Below are 22,019 nucleotides of genomic sequence, written 5' to 3'. Positions count from 1 at the left end.
TCGACCTGATCGACCACCGACAATTTAAAAGCCAGCGTGTAATCGCGCTGACTGCGCCTTTTCCCCGAATCCATTGCTCCCTCCTGAAAATAGGTCAGAAGGTGTAAACCTTATTCAGGACGGGACATCAGTTACAAAAAAGCCGACACTAATGTCGGCTTTTTTGTGGGCGTTTTCTGCATTAAAAACCGCGGATGACTCGGGACTTGAGGTCGGCGTGAAAGCGATCCGCATTGGATTTGTTAACGCTGCGCACCGACTCGCTACCGGTCACCGAATCCAGTGACATCGAGCGCTTGAGCATCGACTCGTTGCGATAGGCATCGATGAAGAACTCGATGTCCCGGTCGCTGGTCAGCTTCGGCCATTTGTCGAGGTACAGCGGCAGCTCTGTCGGGCCGGTCTTGAATGAGCAGATGCGCCGGTTGGTGATGGTCGCTTCGCCGATTTCGAACGGCACCCACCAGGACAGTGCGGTTTTCTCCGACACCACTGCCAGCAGGTGTGTGCATTCGCTGATGTTGCGGGTGATCACCCCGGTGATGTCGTCGGTGGTCTGGGATTCGGCATCCAGTACGTCGAGATAGGTCTTGATGTTGGCCTGCATCAGGCGCGTGTTGATGTTGATCGCGTGGGCGCGGTCCATGTGGCGGTAGCTGATAAACACTGGCATCAGAAATGTCCCTTGATCGCGAGTTCGCGGTAATAGGCGCCGAGGGCGGTGAGGCGGCAGCCGGTGGAGTGGATGGCGGCGTAGTACATGTGTTCGGCGTCCACCGGTTCGACCAGGCTGTGGCGGTTGCACTTTTGCAACTGGGCGAAGACCTCGCCCTGTTCCGGGTTGAACTCGGGCTCGGTGGGCTCAAAGCTGGGGGCGAGGGGGTACACCGACTCTGCTTCGGCAAACCATTCGGGGAGTTTGCGAAGGATTTCCTTGGGGATCAGCGGTGACACTTCGCGCAGGGAAATGAACTGCGAGACATTGGTCTTGAACACCGGACGCTGTTCCCAGGCATCAAGGGCATTGTCGACAAACGAATAGAGGCTTCCGGGGGTGATCTTGCCCAGGATGTTCGCGGCTCCGCCGTGCAGGGCCTGGAGCAGCAATCCGGTGAACACGCCGTGCTGCATGCCCTCCATCGCCGGCTCTTCCTTTTTACAGGCGGTCAGAATGGTCATGCCTTCGCCGACCACGCTGCCTTCGCTGCGCAAGGCGCGCAGTTCGCCGGCCGAGCCGCTCTGGCAACAATCGAGAATGATCACTTTGTTTTTGATCTTGGTGGCCTTGCTCGCCCAGTTGAGGATGTCGCTGAGGCGAATCCCGTCCTTGGCGCTCTTGTAATCCTGCGGGATCAACATGCCTTCGTCGGTGTCGGTGTCGAAGCTGCCGTGACCGGCGAAGTACAGTAGCGCGACGTTGCAGTCACCGGAAAACAGCTCGCGAATCTGGTCTTCGAGTTTTTCCCTGCTCAGGAACTCCTCGGCGGAAGTCAGCACGATGTTCTTGAAGTTAGGATCGCCATTGGCGTCGGTTTTCAGCACGGAGGCCATGGCCATGGCGTCATTGCTGCAACCGCTCAGGCGTGACACATGGGTGTAGTCGTTGATGCCGATAAACAGTCCTTTGCGCATGATCAGGCCGCCGTATACAGGCGAATCGCCTTGACGATACTGCTGGTGTTCCACGCGCATTCGGCGTGGGCGGCGTCAGATTCCATCGTGCAGGGGCCGTTCCACGAGTGGCTGTTGGACAAATGACAGGTTTGCATGGGTGACCCTCGATGTCGCAGGCGTGCGAAGAGGGTTTGAACTTAGGCAATTTGACGACAGCCACAAGGGACTGGGACTTAAAGAGAAATGCCCTACAAGGGGGTGTGCAGGCGCCTACAGAAAGGTCTGACGTTCCAGTGGAGAGGGGAGGTTGCAGCAGAACCGCCGACCCACTGCCCGGTTGGGTTCCGGGCGGTGGGTGCAGCTGTTTAGTAGCCGTTTTCCGGCAGGCTGGCGATGATCGAGCGGTAGCTGTTCATCCGTTGTTGCTGAACGCGGCCATCTTCCAGGGCCTTGAGCAGGGCGCAACCGGGTTCGCGGTCGTGCTTGCAGTCGCGGAAGCGGCAGGTGCCGAGCAGGTCGTTGAACTCGATGAAGCCGGCCTCGACATCGGCGCGGCTGACGTGGCCCAGGCCGAATTCGCGGATGCCCGGGGAGTCGATCAGCTCACCGCCACCGGGGAAGTGGAACAGGCGCGCGGTCGTCGTGGTGTGAGTGCCCTGGCCGGATAGCTCGGAAAGCGGGCCGACGCGGGTTTCGACTTCCGGCAGCAGGCTGTTGACCAGCGACGACTTGCCGACGCCGGACTGACCGACGAACACGCTGATGCGGCCGTCCAATTGCTTCTGCAATTGCTCCATGCCGTTGCCGTGGTGGGCCGACACTTCGAGCACCGGGTAACCCAGCGTGCGGTAAACCGCGAGCAAGGCATTCAGCGCTGGCGCGTTGTTTTCATCGATCAGGTCGAATTTGTTCAGCAGCAACAGCGGCTTGATGCCTGCGTGCTCGGCAGCCACGAGGTAGCGGTCGATCAGGTTGGCATGGGGCTCGGGCAGCGGCGCGAAGACAATGACGATCATGTCGACGTTGGCCGCCACCGGCTTGAGCTGACCACGGCTGTCCGGGCGACACAGCTCGGTGTTACGCGGCAATTGCGCCACGATCACGCCGATGCCCTGGTTGCCGGCACGCCAGACCACCTGGTCACCGGTCACCAGTGCCGGGAGGTTGGCACGCAGGTGACAACGGAACACATGGCCGGCCAGCTCACCGTCGCGAGCCTCGACTTCGACCTGCACACCGAAGTGCGCGATCACCAGACCGTGCTGTTCCGGGCCCAGATCGCCGCCCTCAAGCGCCTCGACAGCCGAGGACTCGCGTTTGGCGGCGCGGGCAGCGCGTTCGCCCTGAATCTTTTCGATGCGCCAGTTTTGACGACGATTGAGTTGGCGTTTGGCCATGGGTGTTCCGTATATAGAATGCAGCGATTAGGTAAAACGGCCGCGAGTTTAGCACGCCCGGGCACTGGCCTAGGCTAAACTGCGCAGCATTGCCTAGGAGCCGACACATGCAAAATTCGCAGAACCTGATCTGGATCGACCTGGAAATGACCGGTCTGAACCCGGACACCGACGTCATCATCGAACTGGCCACCATCGTCACCGACAGTGAACTGAACACCCTGGCCGAAGGCCCGGTGATCGCCATTCACCACAGCGATGCAGTGCTCGCCACCATGGACGAGTGGAATACCCGCACTCACGGCAACTCGGGCCTGACCCAGCGCGTGCGCGACAGCCGCATCAGCATGGCCGAAGCCGAAGCGGAAACCATCGCCTTTCTGGAAAAGTGGGTGCCCAAGGGCAAGTCGCCGATCTGCGGCAACAGCATCTGCCAGGACCGTCGCTTCCTTTATACGCACATGAAATCCCTGGAAAGCTACTTCCACTATCGCAACCTTGACGTGTCTACGCTCAAGGAACTGGCCGCGCGCTGGGCGCCGGACGTGCGTGACAGCTTCAAGAAGGGCAGTACCCACCTGGCGCTGGACGATATCCGCGAATCGATCGCCGAGTTGCAGCATTACCGCCAGCATTTCATCAAGTTCTAAGCCTGGAATCCGATCTGTAGGAGCCGGCTTGCTGGCGATGGCGCCATTGAGGACGCCATCGCCAGCAAGCCGGCTCCTACAAATGATGTCGCCCTCTTTTGGTGCTTGGGTGAAGTGAGTAGACTGCGCGCCTTTTCTGCAAGGACCGCCCCCCATGTTACTGATGCTCTACCTGATCGCCATTACCGCCGAAGCCATGACCGGCGCCCTGTCTGCCGGGCGTCGGGGCATGGACTGGTTTGGCGTGGTGTTGATCGCCTGCGTCACGGCGTTAGGCGGCGGTTCGGTACGCGATGTGCTGCTCGGTCACTATCCGCTGACCTGGGTCAAACACCCGGAATACCTGGTCCTGACAACCATCGCGGCGATGTTCACAGTCTTCACTGCTCGCTGGATGCGTCATCTGCGCTCACTGTTTCTGGTGCTTGATGCCGTTGGCTTGGTGGCATTCACCCTGATCGGCTGCATGACTGCCCTGGAAATGGGGCATGGCATGTTGGTCGCCTCAGTCAGCGGTGTGATCACCGGTGTGTTCGGCGGCATCTTGCGGGATATCTTCTGCAACGATATCCCGCTGATCTTCCGACGAGAGCTGTACGCCAGCGTCTCGTTCGCGGCGGCGTGGTGTTACATGCTTTGTCTTTACCTGAACTTGCCGGGTGAACAGGCGATTCTGATCACACTGTTCGGCGGCTTCCTGTTGCGCTTGCTGGCGATCCGTTTCCACTGGGAAATGCCCAAGTTTGTTTACAATGACGAGCATTGAAACTTGTCGCGTTGTCATTGTTTTCAGGGCGCGTGCGGTAGTTATGTAGTGCCTTGATGAGTAGTTGTTTTTATAAGCTGATTTTTTACTTCGGCTTATAGGCAATTCCCATGGCAATTCATGAAAAGTTCATAGAAGAAAGAATACCTGGCTGGCTGACCCACGCGTCGCCAGCCCGGCGCCAGGCGTTGCGACGTGTTGCGGTCAAGATTCCTGAATGGAGCCGAAACGCCGCTGCGGCGGCTCATGCGGAGCTGGCGCAAGCGGTCAAGGCCCGTTGGTCCTCGCAGGCGAAGGTAGATCGCTTGTTCGAACGGTTGAGCGATGTCCGTCGGTTTGCCGACCCATTGCTTCGACAGGCGCTAAAAAACCGTTTTGGCGTTGAGGTTGATGTCAACCGAACTTACCTGCGGCTCTATCTACCCACCGGTATCGCCGTGGGCTATCAAACTAAAACCCTTTCCTTGCTTGATGCGGCCTTGCATAACTTCGAGAGCAAGGAATCGGGCGCTCACTACTTTGATAGCGCGTCCTGCTTTATCGATGAGCCCAGTACGCTTGGCCACTTCAACGTGCTGGCAATTAATGACCGCATCAGCGTCAGTGCATTTGTTTCCCTGTGCCGCGAGCTGGATATCGGCGGCCAATACGCACAGCAACTTGAAACATTGTTGCTGCCTACGGATGCCTTGGCCAAAGCGGTCTTGGCGTCCAAGGTCAAGACCAGTCAACAGGATGCATTCAGGGCCGCGGTGCTGCTTGCGCGGATGAAAGGGGATATCGGCTCTGATTGCCAGGCCTCGCTTTTGCAGTTACTCGATGACTCTGGCTCTGGGCCAACGCAGTGCTGCCAGTTGCAGATCTTTGAGGCGAGGCTGACGGGGATCATGGTGCTGGCGGGGGATTTTGAGCGTGCTTCCACGGTTATGCCGTTGGTCGTATACATCCCGGACGATCCGCAGCACCCGGTCAAGGAATATCCGTCGACGCTGGCGTTCAAGTCAGCTTTGACGGAGCGATTGCGCTCAACGGACTACCAGCGTTTTTTTGCCCGGTTTGTCGCACATGAGCATCGCGGTTCATTTTTTGCCGCCCTCGACCAGCATTTGCATGTTGTGATGTGGCATCCACCGCAACCTGGTGACCCGCGGCCTGCCTGGCGGCGTGCGCGAGTGGACAATCCCGCACTGCGATTTGATATGCACAGGATTCAGGGTGATCCGTGGCAATGGTTGTATCAGGAGAGCCTCAACAAGATTCTCAATGATGCTCGCGCCATTGCCGTGCCCACGGCGGACGCCGACCGCAAGTCGCGTTGGGCGCTGTGGGACGGCATTGTGAACGTGGCCTCTATCGTGCTGCAGGTGGCCAGTCTGGTCGCGATGCCGTTTGTGCCCTTGATGGGCGAATTGATGTTGGCTTACGCCACGTATCAACTGCTGGACGAAACGTTTACCGGCATTCTCGATTGGGCTGAAGGACAGGTCTCCGAAGCCGCCGATCATCTGCTGGCCATCGCGGAAAATCTGGCTCAACTGGCGACCTTCGGAGCGGCGGGAGCTGTGGCGGGGAAAATGCTGTCGATCAAACCTTCAGGATTTGTCGAAGGGCTCAAACCGGTGGCGCTTCATGATGGCCGCACGCGGTTGTGGAATCCGGATTTACAACCTTACGAAACACCCCTCTCGCCACCTTCGGAAGGTGCACAGGACGCATTGGGTCTTCGGCTCCACGCCGGCAAGACTGTCCTCACGCTTGAAAATCGCACCTACGAAGTCGCTGCCAATCCTGAAAGCGGCGTCTACCACGTACGCCACCCGAAACGGCCGAACGCCTACCGACCTCGCCTGACCCACAACGGAGCCGGCGCCTGGGCGCATGAGGTCGAGCGACCAATGGAATGGCAGGGCGCGCAATTGTTCCGGCGGTTGGGCCATTCGGTCGCGGAGTTTTCCGACGAGACGGCACGCCGCATCCTCGCCGTCAGCGGTGTCGACGACGCCATGTTGCGGCATGTGCACGTTCACGCCCGGCGCCCACCGGCCTTGCTGGAAGACACGATTCGCCGGTTCAAACTCGATCAGCGCATCCAGGGTTTTCGCGAACAAATGCTCAGCCCCGATCCGGGCGTTTATGCCAAGGCCGATGTTCAACTGCAAAAACACCTGTTGCAGATGCAGCAGGTCAATCTGCCCGAAGTTCGGTTGCGTGCCGGCCAGTTGATGGAGACCCTTTGGGATATCCTTGGCGAGCGCGAGCAGAAGCAGCTGTTGGGATTGAGCCCTGCACCGGGTGACGCGCTGCCAGCGCGGCATGTCCGAACCGCCCTGCTGCGCGGCAGGATGGCTCGATGGGCAGAGGAAAACCGGGGGCCATTGTTCCGCGTTCTTGAGGAATCGTTCGAATCGGCTGCAAGCGCCGAAACGCAGCAGATGCGCAGAACCTTCCCCGGTCTGCCTCGAACCGTCGCAGAAGAACTGTGGCGTGAAGCCAGTGCTGCCGAGCGACTGCTCCTGCATAACAGTCCAGGAATGCCGCGGCGAATGGCGCAAGAGGCGTTGTTTTATTTGCGTGAGTTACGCCTCACTCGCGCTTATGAAGGGCTGTACTTGCAGGCGGTATCCAGCGCAGACAGCGACAAGCTGGCCTTGCACATGCTCGAAACCCTTGAAGGCTGGAAAGCCGATATACGGCTGGAGGTGCGCGAAGGTCACTTCGAAGGCGCGTTGTTGGACAGTGTCGGGCCCATCGACGCACCCATTCGCAAAGTACTGGTCAGGCAGCAAAATCAATACGAGACGTTTGACGAGCATGGGCTGCACCTGCACGGCCGAGACGAACTGTTTGCCGCTATCCAGCGCGCGCTGCCGCAGGCACAACGCGAGGCGCTGGGGTTGCCACATGTCGGTCAGGTTCGCGAGTTTGAGCAAAAGCTCAGGCAGCAGGCGCTTTTGCCTCGTCCAGAACTGAGAGAGCTGTTCGGGCAACCACCGTTGGAGCCCCGAGCTCGTTCACCGATGGGGCTCGCTGTCAGGCGTTCTGGTTACTTATTGGGGGGAGGTGACCTCGAACCGCCCGAAGCACGACCGCTCGCACAACGCTTTCGAGCGCTTTTCCCGACGCTTTCCGAGGAGGACCTGGCAGCGTTGCGCCATGAGCGATTGACCGGGGATCCGTCGCTGGCCATGGCCCATCTGGAAATCGAGTACCTCTCGTTGGTCAATGATCTTGAACTGTGGGTCAAAGACGTACCCTCTCGGCACCTCGTGACCGGTGCGTTATTGGATGCCGGCACCGTTGAAGAGCAACGTTTCAACCGACAAGCGTTCATGGAAGAGCTAAAGGCCAGTTGGTCGCATAAACAAACGTTGGCGAGCCCCTATGAGCCCCATCACTTTTACTTGTACCTGGACGTAATGGGGACACTTCCCGAACTGTCTGCCAGCTTCGGGCACGTGACCGAATTGGTGCTGGGCAGCCGCACCCAGCCTTTGCGTGGACATGGTCTTCTAAAGAGTTTTACCGGGCTGCAGTTTCTTACGCTGGAGGGCGTCAATTTAGGCACTTTTCCTGAAGAAATTTACCAGATGCGAAGTCTGCAATCCTTGACCCTGAACGATTGCGCTGTCCAGCTCACCGACGCTACGGCGGAAGGCCTGTCTCGAATAGAAAGTTTGAAGTTGTTGAGTCTGAATGACAATCCACTCGGGCAAAGTCCACATGTGGGTTTTATGAAAGAATTACGCGATCTCTATTTGCGTAATACTCAATTGACCGAAGTCCCATCCGGCTTATCCGATTTAGAATGTTTGTCGAGGGTTGATTTGACATTTAATGCAATAGTCGAGTTGCCTGAGGAGCTTTTTGAGGTGCCGGATACTCGTGATGTCGACTTTAACTTAAGTGGGAATCCGTTGAGTCTGGTTAGTTTGCGTCAAATCGGAGCTTATCTCGATGGGGCGGGCCTTGATCGCAAAGTTTCGATTCGATTTGACGGACTGAATCCTGATGTCGAAGTCGTAGAAAGTGATTCTGAGGGTCCGTCTTCAGACAGTGCGTTAGGCAGTGAGGAGGGAAGCGACGAAGAACTGGATTGAGTTTTTGATTTTAGAGGTTGTCTACATATATTGACTCTTTTTTTGGTGTGCGACTTTAGAGTGGGTGTTGTAGTTTCTTCAATTGGTGGGTCTGTCATGAACCTGGAATTGATCGATCAAAAGCACTGATCAAAAATAATCTAAAAGAGTCAATATTATGTCTGTGGAAAGTGGAAAACCTGCGCGGTTGTCGGTTTTTAAAGTTCAATTTGACGGAGGGGCCGCTCTCACGTCAAAAAAAATATATGCCAACGGAAAAATGCAGGTTCGAGTGCGGGTGATTCTTGCAGCGGTAGACGGAGGGGGGAATCTTGCCATTTTAACGCCGTCTATCTATCACTCGTTGAGGTTGATCGACTATAAAACAGGAAAATTACTAGCGGACGGTTGGGTAGCAAGTGAACGGCCGAACGAGTATGCACAGGCATTTTATGGCGTTTCGGCGGATTGGAAGGAAGAAGTCTCGGTCAATCCCTATACCCACATCAAGGAACTGTGGGTTAGCAGTTCAGTGGCGACAGATGCCCAGATAGGCGCAGTGGTAACGTTCAATGACAAGTCGATACGCTCAAATAATACGACTCTCGGCGCTAAGTTTGACAGCAGCGTAACGCTGGAGGCAGAAAATCCGGTGATTTATGAGCGCTCCAAATTTCGCCTGGACGCTGTTGAAAACAAGCTCGCTCATGAACGTGTGCTCACACATTTCTATTTGAGCTTATATGTTGCAGAGCGGCAGATTAAGCTAGTGAATTGGGCTGAGAAGGTGGCGGCTGCGCAGGGGGGCGTTTCTGGAAATCACACGGTATTTGATGCCCATGGCAATTATCCAGATAACGACTATTGGTGGCGGTCAGTCTGTATTTTTGCAGGTGTTGAAGAACAAGAAGTTGTCGTGATGCTTCCACAGGAGCGGGGCTCGAATAAATCGCGATTTTTTCCTGTCAGGGTCAATGATCGAAACGGCGCGTTATCCATTATTCAAGGGGTGGCTCTGGAGTTTTCTGCGGATACGACTAACAGGCGCGGAGTGTTTTACTTTACGGCGTTCGATATTTACGGCACAGGGCACGATTTGTGTTTGCGCTTTAATGAGTCTGTTTTTCCAGGTGGTTTTATTCTTGAGAAGGCTTAGGGCTTTCAGTGTGCTGTAAGAGCGGGTATCTAATTAGAACTTAAAGTCAAGGAGAGTGGCATGCCCAAGGAGGCAGTTGTGTCGATATATTCCAGTGCCTGTAATTTTGAAGAATTTCTGAGTGGTGGTGTGGACCCTCGGACCGGACAGTACACGTTCAAATTGTCTATAGGCGGAATCAACTCAGTGGCACTGAACGGGCCGTCGTTGGATTTTAATCTGCAATTCAACCCCCTCAATACCGTCGACTCCGGGTTGGGTGCCGGTTGGGCGTTGCCTTTGACTCGTTATGATTTGCTGCAGCAATCCTTGTCGTTATCGAGCGGCGACATCTACAAAGTGATACCGGTCAGCGGGGGGCTCAAATTTCCCGAACAACATGTGGAAAACTTTAAAGTGTTCAGTTCCGCTCCAGGTCACTATCAACTGAGTCACAAAAGTGGTTTACGAGAGGAACTTGAGACATTCCAGTCCAGTGACTATGCGGTACCCACACGAATTCTGGCAGCCAATGGTACAAGCATCACGCTTGATTACACCCTGCACCAGGGGAATCCCAGGTTGACTGAGGTCAAGGATGCCGAGCGGTCTTTGCTGAACGTTACTTACGACGATGCGCAGGTCATCTTCACGAAATTCCCGGATACGACGTGCGAAGCCAAATTCATATTGACCCTCGCGAATGGTCGGGTAAGCAGTATCAGCTTGCCTACAGGGGATGAATGGCATTTTACCTACGAAAACAACGGGGGGCTGGTTTGCCTGACTCAAGTCGACTCGGCAATGGGCTCAAGCGAGTCGATTCAATATGTTGCAGATGGGCACGCTTTTCCGTCGGCGTCGCCTTTCTCAACCTTACCTCATGTGACTGCTCACACGTTGTTCCCAGGTGGTGACCAGCCAGCCATTGTTACGGAGTATGAGTTTTCCCAGCAGAACTTTCTGGGGTTCAATGGCGCAATGGGATGGTCGGAGGAACTGGACAATCTGAGTGCCGCGCCGGATGACTACTGCTACACCTCTACCGTGAATCTGATGCGCGGTTCAGAAGTTCACCGCAGTACGGTTCGGACCTACAACAAGTATCACCTGCTGCTCTGCGAAGAAACTCGGTGCGGGCAGGCCACTTACTCGCTAATGACTCAATATCATCTATCGCCCGGCAAGCACATCACCGATCAACCGCCGCAGTTTCGTTTGCCGTTGGTTCAAACCCGTCGCTATAAAAACCACAGTACCGGCACACATCGGGACGAAATTACTCGCACGGAGTTTGATGAATACGGCAATTTGCTCCGACAGGTCGACCCTAGCGGTGTGACTACCGTCAGTGAGTTTTTTCCTGTATCGAAAACCGATGACTGCCCTGCCGATCCCCTGGGTTTTGTCCGGTTCGAAAAACAGCGGACGGTTTATCCGGCCAAGGAACTTGCGGCGGCTCCGATAACCGTAACCCGATATGGGTACAAGCTGCTGGACGGTGTTGTCGGTAGCAAGGTGAAGCATGTCCTGCCTGTGAAAGAGCAGTTTTATGAGCGCACAACGGATGGCGAAACGTTATGCCTGCAGTCGGATCTGCAGTACTTCGAACTACCTGACAAGCCTCATCTGCACGGTCAGTTGAAGAAGCAGACGCGTACCTGCCAGACACTTGAAACCCATTGCGAATTTTCCTACTCACTCCAAGATGAAACCCGGAGTGTACAAACCACAGTCTCTGGGTTCGATGGCATTCAAACGGCGGAATTACGAGCGTATTCGACCTTGAGCGGGGCACTGTTGTCGGCCAAGGACGAAGAGGGTGTCAGCACCGATTTCGATTATGACGCTATTGGGCGGCCATTGACTGAAACCGTCGCGCCGGGGACCAAATTCGAGGCCAAACGTCATTCGAGCTACACGGTTGCGACGTCGAAGTCGCCCACGACCCTGCTCAATACTGATGCTAATGGCGTCCAGCAGCGAGTGACCTATGACGGCATCGGGCGGGTGGTGAAAGTCGAGGAGCAGGACAGCGATGCTTCAGCGGATGGTCCACTACGAGCTGTTTATTCGGCGCGATACGATTCGATCGGTCAGCTTGTGGAAGAAACTCGTACCGATTGGCTGGAAGGTGTCGCCTTACCCCTTAAGCAAAGTTTTATCTTTGATGACTGGGGGCAGTTGTTGACGACGGTTAGCGAGAAGGGACGGCGGCAACATGTTCACTTCGATCCAGTCTCCCGGAAGGAATCGCGCTGGACCGAAGGTGGCGGCAAGACTGTAACGCTCAGCAATGATTTCGCACACCCGGTCAGCGTCGAAGTGTTTGATCGCAAGGGGCAAAGCCTGGGCAAGACAGTAAACGTCTATGACGGCTTGGGCCGTACTGTCAGCCAGACCGATCCTGTCGGAAACACAACCACTTATTCCTATGACGTTTTCAGTCGCTTGAAACGCAGCGTGTTACCCGACGGCGCCTCTGTCGAGACCCAATACGCGGCTCACAGTCATTTGCCATTGCCCATTGAGGTCAAAGTTGGGACTCGCCCTTTGGGTAAGCAAACATTCGACGGCCTTTCACGCTTGACTCGAAGTGAGGCAGGTGGGCGGCAGACAGCCCTGCAGTACGAGGCGAGCGCAAAACGCCCCTCCATTGAAGTCAAGCCTGACGGGGAGCGCGTTGAGTACAGCTATGAGCCAAACCTTGGCGGTAAAGTCGTCCGGCGTCAGATATTAGGCCCGCAATCCTCGCCACTGAAAGGCACGGGGCTGCGTGCTGATTACTCCTATGATTCCCGGCTGGGTGCGCTGATCAGTTGCAGTGAGCAAGGGTCTGAGTCTCGCTTCGAGTACAGCCGCTCGGGCAAGCTTCAGCGTGAAACATCGACGCTGGGAGATGAAACGCGGACTGCAACGTACACGCACTCGTTGGCCGGGCGGCCTTTGCTGTACACCGATGTGCTCGGCAATGAGCACAAGACGACTTATGACGACCAGGGACGTCCCAAGTCGTTGATGCAAAACCAGGTAGAGGCGGATTTTGACTACAACTCCCTGGGCCAGTTGGAGGCTATCCATACCCACGATCGCGCCAAGGGTCATTCGTTGGTTACTCGTTTGCTCTATGACGACCTGGGGCGTGAAGTGTCGCGTAGTTTTGATTCAGGTAGTGCGGATCTGGAAACGTTGACGTCACGCTATACCCTGGCCAACAAGCTGGCACAGCGGACCTTGAAAGCTGGCGATAAGGTGCTTCGTGATGAGCTGTTCAGCTACGACGTGCGTGGCCGGCTCAAGGAGTATCGATGCGAAGGAACGCAAAAAGCGCGAGATTTTCAGGGCAACGAGATCATCAGGCAAACCTTCGTATTCGATGAGCTGGACAATGTTCTGACGCTGGAAACAGAATTTCCGGGTTCCACAAACTTGGCTACATACACGTACAGCCCCATCGATCCGACCCAGTTGGTCGAGATCGCACATAGCCATGAAGACTATCCGGCCACGGTCACTCTGCAGTATGACGCCAACGGTCAACTTGTCCGGGATGAGCAAGCCCGTACGTTGACTTACGATTCGCTGGGGAGGTTGAAGCAGGTTGCCGCTACGCAAGGCGCCGTTTTGCGTGGCTTTGGTTATGACGCGCTGGACCAGTTGGTCAATTTGTCATCGCCAGAGAAGTTGGCTACGCAGCGTTACTATCGTGCCGGGCAGGTCGCGCATGACGTGTGCGGCAGTGAGACGACCACTCGCTTGTGCGAGGCAGGCGTTTTGTTGGGGCACGCTCAATCGGGCCAAAACGCCAGCGTCAGGTTGTCGGTCATTGATCAGCAGCAAACGGTGTTGGGCGAAGTCATTGGAGACAAGCGCAATGCTATTGCCTACAGCCCTTACGGCCACAGTCAGGCCACAGATGGAATGTCCAGTTTGTCGGGGTTTAACGCTGAACCGTTTGATCCGCTGACAGGTTTGTATCTATTGGGAAATGGATATCGCGCTTACAGTCCAGCCTTGATGCGCTTTCATAGTCCGGACAGCTTGAGTCCCTTCGGTGCCGGGGGGTTGAATCCCTACGCATATTGCCTGAGTGATCCGATCAATCGTATCGATCCCACAGGTCACTTTTCCTGGCAGAGCATTCTGGGTATTGCTCTGTCTATCGTGGGGGTAGTAGCCAGCTTTGCCACTTTCGGCGCCGCGACACCACTTGCCATTCTCGGGATTGGACTGGGTACGGTTTCTGCTTTGACCGGGATCGCCGGCATGGTTGCAACGGAGGTGATGCCATCCTCCGTCGTGGGAGAAGTGTTGGGCTGGGTCAGTGTCTGGACCGGGCTGGGCGCTTTCACCTCAGGTGGGCTCGCGGCCAGTAAGGCATTCACCCAGTGGGGGAGTAAGTTACTCACTTCTCCCCCTGCCAGAGTTTCTCAATTCGGCTATCGACCTGGGGCCCTTGCTGGCGGTGGACGAAGTTCAGCAAAAAGTGCAAAGGGCGCAGGTCGGGGTTCGCAAGCACCGTCCACCTCTGCACAAGCGGCTCGGCCTGAGAGGTGGACACTGATTGATGAGATTGGTGGAAGCGATTTAACGCCGAACGGAAAACCCGGAAATGTTGCCCGTGGCAAATTTGCTGATTTCAAAAGTGGGATAGAGAGCGGTATGAGTCCCCATGAGTCGTCAAGAGCTCATTTGGGCAACAGTTACGACCCGTATCCGGGTTACAGCGGTTACAACCGGATTGTCAGTGACATCAAGGCGCAAAACCAGGCTGCCGTGAGTGCCGCGAAAAAGGCCAAGGAAGTCCCGACGCTGATTTCCGAGCCCGCTCATGTCCATGCACGCCTGGGTGGATTCGATCGCGTTTTTTTTCTGGAATACAGAACTGAAATGAGAGTGGTCATAAAGCAGATAGGAGGGCACGATCCTCAATGGTAAAAGTCGGACTGGCAGGGTGACGAGCAACAGGCGCTAAACTTCACGCAATGCATGCTGCTTCAGCGCCCACTCCACATGCTCTCTAACCACCTGCGACGGAGAGTCCCGTCGGGCCTTCAGCGCTTCCAGCACCGGAATCGTTGAAGGCGCATTTCCCAAGCCCACCGCCAGGTTGCGCAACCAGTTTTCATAACCCGTCCGGCGCAGCGGCGAACCTTCGGTGCTGCTCAGGAACTTCTCTTCATCCCACATGAACAGATCCGCCAACTGCGCGTTGTCCAGGTTGTGCCGTGGCTTGAAATCGCTTTCATCGGTCGGTCGGGCGAAACGGTTCCACGGGCAGACGATCTGGCAGTCATCGCAACCAAACACCCGGTTACCGATCAGCGGCCGCAGATCTTCGGGAATGGCACCTTTCAATTCGATGGTCAGGTAGGAAATGCAACGCCGGGCGTCGAGCACGTAAGGGCCGACGAAGGCGTTGGTCGGGCAGATGTCGAGGCACGCGCTGCAGCGACCGCAGTGTTCGGTGGTGTGGGGTGGGTCCACCGGCAGCGGTAAGTCGACGAACAGTTCGGCGAGGAAAAAATAGCTGCCGGCCTTGCGGTTCAAGACCAGGGTGTTTTTACCGATCCAGCCGAGGCCCGCCTGTTCGGCGATGGCTTTTTCCAGCACCGGCGCACTGTCAACGAAGGCGCGGTAGCCAAACGGACCGATCTGCGCCTGAATTTTTTCTGCCAATTGTTGCACGCGCTTACGGATTAGCTTGTGATAGTCGCGGCCCAGGGCATAACGCGAGACGTAGGCCTTTTCCGGTTGAGCCAGCACTTTCGCCATTTGGGTGTCGCCAGCCAGGTAGTCCATGCGCAGCGAAACCACGCGCAACGTGCCGGGCACCAGTTCTTCGGGGTGCGAGCGTTTGCTGCCGTGGGCGCCCATATAGTCCATTTCGCCGTGGTAGCCAGCGGCGAGCCAGCGCTCCAGGTGCTGCTCATGCTCGGCCAGGTCGAGGCCGCTGATGCCGACTTGCTGGAAACCCAGCTCACGGCCCCAATCCTTGATGGATTGGGCGAGGGCGGGCAGGTCTGGGGTAATTGCGGGCATGAGGCGAGAGAAACCGGAGCTGAGGTGCGTATAATTCTGCCAGACATCGGAGCCCATAGACGCATGCCGCACACTAAAGATGAATTACCCGACGCGCTGTACAGCGCTGCGCAGGTGCGAGCGCTCGATGCGAGCCTGATCGCGGCTGGTACTCCGGGCTTCGAATTGATGCAGCGTGCGGCTCGGGCGATGTGGCGGGCGCTGGTGCGCCAGTGGCCGACAGCGAGCGAACTGAGCGTGCTGACCGGTCACGGCAACAATGCCGGGGACGGCTATCTGGTGGCGGTGCTGGCTCAGCGGGCCGGGTGGTCAGTCCGGGTGCTGGCGGTCGGCGATCCACAGCGCTTGCAAGGCGATGCAGCGTTGGCCCATGCCGAGGCAGTGTCCGAAAAGGTGTCCATTGAGTCCTGGGCGGCGCAGTCCGAATTGCGTGGCATCGTGCTGGATGCACTGCTTGGCACTGGCCTGACTGGCGATGTGCGCGATCCGTACGCTTGCGCCATTGCCTCGATCAATGCCAGCGAACTGCCGGTGGCAGCGGTGGATATTCCTTCCGGGCTGTGCGCCGATACGGGCCGCATTCTCGGTTGCGCAGTGCGGGCCGATCTGACGGTCACGTTCATCGGTTTGAAATTGGGGGTGCTCACTGGCGATGCCGCGGATGTCGTGGGTGAGCTGGTATTCAATGACTTGCACGCCGACCCTCAGCTACTGCTGGGAACGCCGAGCAGTGCCCGGCGCCTGTCGGCCGGCAACCTGCCGCGCCTGCCTTCCCGGGCGCCGACGGCCCACAAAGGCACGTTCGGCCATGTGTTGCTGATTGGCGGTGATCGTGGTTTCGGTGGCGCGATTTTGCTGAGTGCGCAAAGTGCGCTGCGCAGCGGTGCCGGTATGGTGTCGGTGGCGACCCGTAGTGAACACGTCTCGGCTGTGTTGACCAGGATTCCCGAAACGATGGTGCTGGGCACTTCGTCGGCGAATCAGTTGATGGGATTGCTTCAAAAAGTTTCCGTATTGGTCGCCGGGCCTGGCCTGGGGCAAGCTGCCTGGGGGCGCAGTCTGCTGTCGGCGGCCGCCCACGCCCCGCTACCGCAAGTCTGGGACGCCGATGCGTTGAATCTGTTGGCTGCGGAGCGTGTCAGTCTGCCCAAGGATTGCGTGATCACCCCGCATCCGGGTGAAGCCGCGCGGTTGCTCGGGACCAGCACGGCCGAAGTGCAAGCCAATCGCCCGGCGGCGGCCCATGCGCTGAGCAAAAAATATACAGCGGTCGTGATTTTGAAGGGTGCCGGCAGCCTGATCGCCCATCCCGACGGGCGGCTGGCGCTGTGTCATCAAGGCCACCCGGCCATGGCCACTGCGGGTTTGGGCGATGTGCTGGCCGGGCTGGTCGGCGCACTGTTGGCCCAAGGCATGGAAGCGTTCGACGCGGCCTGTCTGGCGGTCTGGCTGCACGCCAATGCCGGTGAGCAACAAGGTAAATCGGGCCGTGGGCTGGCGGCCAGTGATCTGATTCCAGCCATTCGTCAGTTGTTGGAGGAGCAAGCACCGTGTCTGAAGTAACCCTGTACCTGGCCGATGAGCAGGCCATGAGCGACTTTGGCGCGCGTATTGCCCGTATCACCGAAGGCCACGGCCTGATCTTCCTCGAGGGCAACCTGGGGATGGGGAAAACCACGCTGTCCCGGGGCATTATTCGCGGGCTGGGGCATGTCGGGGCGGTAAAAAGTCCGACGTTTACCTTGGTGGAGCCCTACGAGATCGGCGACATTCGCGCCTTCCATTTTGATCTGTATCGACTGGTCGATCCGGAAGAGCTGGAATATCTCGGCATCCGCGACTACTTCGAGGATGATGCCTTGTGCCTGATCGAGTGGCCCGATAAGGGTGCAGGCTTTTTGCCAAAGCCCGACCTGACCATTACCATTAGCCCGCAAGACAGCGGACGTTCGCTGAAAATTTTATCCCAGGGCTCGCGTGGCGAGATCTGGTGTGCCGCTTTGGCATTGGAATCCAATTAGATGATGGGGTTAGGTATGCGCTTTCGCGCGTTGGTGGCTGCCGTAGGAATGTTGTTTTTGGCGGTGACCGTCGACGCTGTGGCCGATTCGAAGGTCAACAGCGTTCGCCTGTGGCGGGCGCCGGACAACACACGACTGGTGTTTGACCTGACCGGCCCGGTGCAGCACAGCGTCTTTACCCTGACGGCCCCGGACCGCCTGGTCATCGACATCAATGGTGCGACCCTCGGCGCGCCGCTGAACGTCAACACCTCGAACACCCCGATCACCGCCATGCGCTCGGCCCAACGCACGCCGACGGATTTGCGTGTGGTCATCGACCTGAAAAAAGCGGTCACGCCGAAAAGCTTCTCCCTGGCTCCAAATGCCCAGTACGGCAACCGACTGGTGGTCGACTTGTTCGATAATCCGGCCGATGCCGCACCGCCTCCAGCGCCGACGCCGTCGGTCGCCACGGTGCCGGCTGTACCGGTCACGCCGACAAAACCTGAAATCAAGTTGCCGCCGGCCCCGGCAGGCAAGCGCGACATCGTTGTGGTGATCGATGCCGGTCATGGCGGTGAAGACCCGGGTGCTTCCGGCTCTCGCGGTCAGCGCGAAAAAGACGTGGTGTTGCAGATTGCTCGCGAAACGCAGCGTCAGGTCAACGGCATGAAAGGCTTCCGCGCCGAACTGACCCGTACCGGTGACTACTTCATTCCATTGCGTGGCCGAACCGAAATCGCCCGCAAGAAGGGCGCCGACCTGTTCGTCTCGATCCACGCTGACGCTGCACCTTCGGCTGCCGCGTTCGGTGCCTCGGTGTTCGCTTTGTCGGATCGTGGCGCGACTTCGGAAACTGCCCGTTGGCTGGCCGACAGTGAAAACCGTTCCGACTTGATCGGTGGTGCCGGCAACGTCAGCCTCGATGACAAAGACCGCATGCTCGCAGGCGTATTGCTCGATTTGTCGATGACGGCGTCCCTGACGTCCAGCCTGAACGTCGGCCAGAAAGTCTTGAGCAACATTGGCCGCGTCACGCCATTGCACAAACAACGCGTTGAGCAAGCCGGGTTCATGGTACTGAAATCGCCGGATATTCCGTCGATTCTCGTGGAAACCGGGTTTATCTCCAACGCCAACGAAGCGTCCAAGCTCGCAGCGTCGGGTCACCAGCAGGCGCTGGCGCGTTCCATCAGCAGCGGCGTGCGCCAGTTCTTCCAGCAGAACCCGCCACCGGGCACTTACATTGCCTGGCTGCGTGATTCCGGCAAAATCGCCCAGGGTCCTCGTGACCATCGGGTAAACCCGGGCGAGACATTGGCGATGATTGCCGTGCGTTACCAGGTTTCGCCGGCCATCTTGCGCAGCGCCAACAAACTATCGGGTGATGAACTCAAGGTGGGTCAACACTTGACCATTCCAGGCACCGAACTGGCGGCCAAAGAATGAATGAGGTGGTGAACAACAGCGCTCGCATCGAGCTGCTCAGCCCGCGCCTGGCGAACCAGATTGCCGCGGGTGAGGTGGTTGAGCGCCCGGCTTCGGTGATCAAGGAACTGTTGGAAAACAGCCTTGACTCCGGCGCCAGACGCATCGACGTCGATGTGGAGCAGGGCGGCGTCAAGCTGCTGCGGGTTCGCGACGACGGCAGCGGCATTTCCGCCGACGACCTGCCACTGGCCTTGGCGCGTCACGCCACCAGCAAGATTCGCAACCTGGAAGACCTTGAGCAAGTCATGAGCCTGGGCTTCCGGGGAGAGGCATTGGCGTCGATCAGCTCCGTTGCGCGCCTGACCCTGACCTCCCGCACCCGCGACGCCGATCAGGCCTGGCAGGTGGAAACCGAGGGCCGTGACATGGCGCCGCGTGTGCAGCCCGCGGCCCATCCGGTGGGTACCTCGGTGGAAGTGCGCGACCTGTTCTTCAACACCCCGGCTCGGCGCAAGTTTCTCAAGACCGAAAAAACCGAATTCGATCACCTGCAAGAAGTGATCAGGCGTCTGGCCTTGGCGCGTTTCGATGTGGCGTTCCATCTACGCCACAACGGCAAGACTATCCTCAGCCTGCATGAGGCCCATGATGATGCGGCCCGTGCCCGGCGTGTGGCGGCAATCTGTGGCCCGGGTTTCCTGGAGCAGGCGCTGCCGATTGAAATCGAGCGCAACGGCTTGCACCTGTGGGGCTGGGTCGGTTTGCCGACGTTCAACCGCAGCCAGGCGGATTTGCAGTATTTCTTCGTCAACGGCCGTGCCGTGCGCGACAAACTGGTGGCCCACGCGGTACGCCAGGCTTATCGCGACGTACTGTTCAATGGTCGGCATCCGACCTTTGTGCTGTTTTTCGAGGTCGATCCGACAGGCGTCGACGTCAACGTGCACCCGACCAAGCACGAAGTGCGGTTCCGTGAGGGGCGCATGGTTCACGATTTCCTTTACGGCACCTTGCACCGTGCCTTGGGCGATGTGCGGCCGGACGATCATCTGGCAGCTCCGGTGGCAACGGCGATTGTCCGGCCCACCGGGCTTGATGCGGGCGAGTTCGGTCCTCAGGGCGAAATGCGTCTGGCAGCCAATGCGCTGCTGGAGCAGCCTCAGGCTCAGCCGTCGTTCAATGCCCCGGCCGGTACCGGTGCGGGTGCCGGTTATCAATACCAATACACCCCGCGTCAGCAGTCGGCTGTTCCGGCGGCTGAAGCGCAGGCGGCGTATCGCGAGTTTTTTGCGCCGTTGCCAGAAGCCAACGCGGTCGCGCTGCCGGCAGGGCAAGACGACATCCCGCCGCTGGGTTATGCGCTGGCACAACTCAAGGGTATCTACATTCTTTCGGAAAATGCCCAGGGCCTGGTGTTGGTGGACATGCATGCCGCCCACGAGCGCATCATGTACGAACGCCTCAAGGTTGCCATGGCGAGCGAAGGCCTGAGCGGCCAGCCGCTGTTGGTGCCGGAGTCCCTGGCGGTCAGTCAGCGCGAAGCCGACTGCGCCGAGGAACACGTCGCCTGGTTCCAGCGCCTGGGCTTTGAATTACAACGACTGGGGCCGGAAACCCTGGCGATCCGGCAGATCCCGGCGCTGCTCAAGCAGGCTGAAGCCAACCGACTGGTCGCTGATGTGTTGGCTGACCTGATGGAGTACGGCACCAGCGATCGCATTCAGGCGCACATCAACGAATTGCTCGGGACCATGGCCTGCCACGGCGCGGTTCGGGCGAATCGACGCCTGGCCTTGCCGGAAATGAACGGTCTGCTGCGTGACATGGAAAACACCGAGCGCAGCGGTCAATGCAACCATGGCCGACCGACCTGGACCCAATTGGGCCTGGACGATCTGGACAAACTGTTCTTGCGCGGTCGTTGATGAGCCAGCTCCCACCTGCGATTTTCCTGATGGGCCCGACCGCCGCCGGCAAGACTGACCTGGCAATCGAACTGACCAAGGTCCTGCCTTGCGAGCTGATCAGTGTCGATTCGGCATTGGTTTACCGAGGCATGGACATCGGCACGGCCAAACCGTCCAAAGATCTGTTGGCGCAGTATCCCCATCGTTTGATCGATATTCTCGACCCGGCCGAGAGCTATTCGGCTGCGGATTTTCGCCGCGACGCCCTCGAAGCCATGGCCGAGATCACCGCACGGGGAAAAATTCCGCTGCTTGTAGGCGGCACGATGCTCTACTACAAGGCTCTGGTCGAAGGCCTGGCAGAAATGCCCGCAGCCGATCCAGAGGTCCGCGCGCAAATCGAAGAAGAGGCTGCGCGCCTTGGCTGGCAAGCCTTGCACGACCAGTTGGCGTTGATCGATCCGGTTTCCGCGGCGCGTATTCACCCGAACGATCCACAGCGTCTGAGTCGAGCGCTGGAAGTTTATCGTGTCAGCGGTCAAAGCATGACTGAGCTGCGTTTGAAACAATCTACGCAAAGTACTGAAGCAGCGGCTTCGGGGCGGCAACAATTGCCCTATACTGTCGCGAACTTGGCCATTGCTCCGGCAAATCGGCAGGTACTTCACGAGCGAATTAAACAAAGATTCACTTTAATGTTGGAACAGGGATTCATTGACGAGGTCGTAGCCCTGCGTAAGAGAAGTGACCTGCATGCCGGGTTGCCGTCTATACGTGCGGTAGGTTACCGACAAGTCTGGGACTACCTGGATGGCAAGCTGACGTCAGCCGAGATGCAGGAGCGTGGAATCATTGCCACGCGCCAGTTGGCGAAACGCCAGTTCACCTGGCTGCGCAGTTGGGCTGATTTACACTGGCTGGACAGCCTGGATTGCGACAATCTGCCGCGCGCCTTGAAATACCTTGGGACCATCTCCATATTGAAGTGAGTCCTTGCA

The 22,019-nt window shown here is 57.8% G+C and carries 15 protein-coding genes; 10 read left to right on the top strand and 5 right to left on the bottom strand.

The genetic code is table 11. The features are described from left to right. Window positions 1-181 precede the first annotated feature (181 nt). From CKW15_RS26605 to rsgA, 4 genes are all read right to left on the bottom strand, one after another. A complete protein-coding gene (locus CKW15_RS26605) occupies window positions 182-673 on the bottom strand; it encodes a toll/interleukin-1 receptor domain-containing protein (protein ID WP_095152973.1) in 492 nt (163 codons plus the stop codon). Beyond that, entirely contained in the window at window positions 673-1,632 is a 960-nt protein-coding gene (locus tag CKW15_RS26600) for a caspase family protein (protein WP_095152974.1), read from the bottom strand. Before CKW15_RS26600 ends, CKW15_RS26605 begins: the two co-directional genes overlap by 1 nt. Before the next feature lie 2 nt (window positions 1,633-1,634). After that, entirely contained in the window at window positions 1,635-1,769 is a 135-nt protein-coding gene (locus CKW15_RS28900; RefSeq protein WP_256583279.1) for a hypothetical protein, read from the bottom strand. A 210-nt stretch (window positions 1,770-1,979) separates the two neighbouring features. Beyond that, a complete protein-coding gene (gene rsgA, locus CKW15_RS26595; protein ID WP_095056377.1) occupies window positions 1,980-3,011 on the bottom strand; it encodes a small ribosomal subunit biogenesis GTPase RsgA in 1,032 nt (343 codons plus the stop codon). A gap of 107 nt (window positions 3,012-3,118) precedes the next feature. Between rsgA and orn the strand changes: the two genes are divergently transcribed. The 5 genes from orn to CKW15_RS26570 all read left to right on the top strand — a co-directional run bounded on the left by orn (window position 3,119) and on the right by CKW15_RS26570 (window position 14,576). Continuing rightward, window positions 3,119-3,661: an oligoribonuclease gene (orn, locus tag CKW15_RS26590; protein ID WP_095152972.1), complete on the top strand. Its 543-nt coding sequence runs from the start codon at window positions 3,119-3,121 to the stop codon at window positions 3,659-3,661. Between the two features lie 154 nt (window positions 3,662-3,815). Beyond that, window positions 3,816-4,427, top strand: coding sequence for a trimeric intracellular cation channel family protein (locus CKW15_RS26585; RefSeq protein WP_095056375.1), 612 nt, complete (start codon window positions 3,816-3,818; stop codon window positions 4,425-4,427). Window positions 4,428-4,537: 110 nt separating this feature from the next. Continuing rightward, window positions 4,538-8,524 (top strand): dermonecrotic toxin domain-containing protein, encoded by a 3,987-nt coding sequence (locus CKW15_RS26580; protein WP_095152971.1) that lies wholly within the window; start codon window positions 4,538-4,540, stop codon window positions 8,522-8,524. A 157-nt stretch (window positions 8,525-8,681) separates the two neighbouring features. Continuing rightward, a complete protein-coding gene (locus tag CKW15_RS26575) occupies window positions 8,682-9,659 on the top strand; it encodes a hypothetical protein (RefSeq protein WP_095152970.1) in 978 nt (325 codons plus the stop codon). Window positions 9,660-9,719: 60 nt separating this feature from the next. Beyond that, window positions 9,720-14,576 carry an RHS repeat-associated core domain-containing protein gene (locus tag CKW15_RS26570; protein WP_095152969.1) on the top strand — a complete coding sequence of 1,619 codons (4,857 nt, stop codon included), beginning with the start codon at window positions 9,720-9,722 and terminating at the stop codon, window positions 14,574-14,576. A 33-nt stretch (window positions 14,577-14,609) separates the two neighbouring features. Here the strand turns inward: CKW15_RS26570 and queG are convergent, their stop codons facing one another. Continuing rightward, window positions 14,610-15,680 (bottom strand): tRNA epoxyqueuosine(34) reductase QueG, encoded by a 1,071-nt coding sequence (gene queG, locus CKW15_RS26565; protein ID WP_095056512.1) that lies wholly within the window; start codon window positions 15,678-15,680, stop codon window positions 14,610-14,612. A gap of 63 nt (window positions 15,681-15,743) precedes the next feature. Here queG and CKW15_RS26560 point away from each other — a divergent pair, with 63 nt between their 5' ends. Genes CKW15_RS26560 through miaA form a run of 5 tightly spaced genes read left to right on the top strand, consistent with a single transcriptional unit; the run spans window position 15,744 to window position 22,010 of the window. Then, window positions 15,744-17,243 carry an NAD(P)H-hydrate dehydratase gene (locus tag CKW15_RS26560; RefSeq protein WP_095152968.1) on the top strand — a complete coding sequence of 500 codons (1,500 nt, stop codon included), beginning with the start codon at window positions 15,744-15,746 and terminating at the stop codon, window positions 17,241-17,243. Next, the gene (gene tsaE / locus CKW15_RS26555) at window positions 17,231-17,701 is read left to right on the top strand and encodes a tRNA (adenosine(37)-N6)-threonylcarbamoyltransferase complex ATPase subunit type 1 TsaE (protein ID WP_095056372.1); all 471 of its coding nucleotides are present in this window, start codon (window positions 17,231-17,233) and stop codon (window positions 17,699-17,701) included. The genes CKW15_RS26560 and tsaE overlap by 13 nt, the downstream gene beginning before the upstream one ends. Before the next feature lie 48 nt (window positions 17,702-17,749). Further along, the gene (locus tag CKW15_RS26550) at window positions 17,750-19,132 is read left to right on the top strand and encodes an N-acetylmuramoyl-L-alanine amidase (RefSeq protein WP_371856323.1); all 1,383 of its coding nucleotides are present in this window, start codon (window positions 17,750-17,752) and stop codon (window positions 19,130-19,132) included. Further along, window positions 19,129-21,039, top strand: a complete 1,911-nt coding sequence (gene mutL / locus CKW15_RS26545) for a DNA mismatch repair endonuclease MutL (RefSeq protein ID WP_095152967.1) — start codon at window positions 19,129-19,131, stop codon at window positions 21,037-21,039. Before CKW15_RS26550 ends, mutL begins: the two co-directional genes overlap by 4 nt. Beyond that, complete coding sequence (miaA, locus tag CKW15_RS26540; protein WP_095056369.1) at window positions 21,039-22,010, top strand: tRNA (adenosine(37)-N6)-dimethylallyltransferase MiaA; 972 nt, start codon at window positions 21,039-21,041, stop codon at window positions 22,008-22,010. Before mutL ends, miaA begins: the two co-directional genes overlap by 1 nt. Window positions 22,011-22,019: the final 9 nt, after the last annotated feature.

This window comes from Pseudomonas sp. Irchel s3b5, from assembly GCF_900187435.1.
Lineage (GTDB): Bacteria > Pseudomonadota > Gammaproteobacteria > Pseudomonadales > Pseudomonadaceae > Aquipseudomonas.
The sequence above is the reverse complement of the archived record's forward strand: the minus strand, read 5'-3'. Positions and strand labels throughout refer to the sequence as shown.